At 71.0% G+C, this 628-nt stretch carries 1 pseudogene; it reads right to left on the bottom strand.

Annotated elements, in window-relative coordinates:
• Window positions 1-610: pseudogene (locus tag ACY1JF_RS31925) on the bottom strand (IS5 family transposase); the annotation flags it as partial.
• Between the last annotated feature and the right edge of the window lie 18 nt (window positions 611-628).

Genomic DNA, 628 nt, shown 5'->3' with positions numbered 1-628 from the left:
CGCAGCCAGGTGCGGATGGCCCGGGAACTGTAGCCCTTGTCGCCCAGCACGTGGGCGGGCCGCACTCGGGGCCGTCCCGGGCCGACGCGGGGGACCCGTATCGCTTCCATCACGGCGGTGAACTGGGTGCAGTCGTTGGTGTTGCCGCCGGTGAGCGTGAAGGCGAGCGGACGGCCGGCGCCGTCGCAGGCCAGGTGGATCTTGCTGGTCAGACCGCCCCGGGAGCGTCCGAGGCCGGGGGCGCGGAGCCCCCTTTTCGGGCGCCGGCGGCGTGCTGGTGGGCGCGGACGACGGTGGAGTCGACCGACACCAGCCAGTCGATGTCCCCGGCGGCGTCCGCCCGGGCCTGGGCGGCCTGGAGCATCCGCTCGAAGGTACCGTCCAGGGCCCAGCGGCGGAAGCGAGTGTGCAGCGTGTGCCAGGGACCGTACCGCTCCGGCACGTCCCGCCAGGCCGTCCCGGTGCGGAACTTCCACACGATCCCGTTGAGAACGGTCCGGTCGTCCAGCCGCTTCCGGCCCCGCGACGACACAGGCAGCAACGGCCGGACGAACTCCCACTCCGCATCGGACAGTTCATGACGACGTATCACCCGACCATGATCCACCATGCAAGATCAATTGAAGAC

The organism is Streptomyces sp. SYSU D01066-1 (assembly GCF_054956795.1).
Note: the sequence above shows the minus strand (reverse complement) of the source record. Positions and strands in the feature narration are given on the sequence as shown.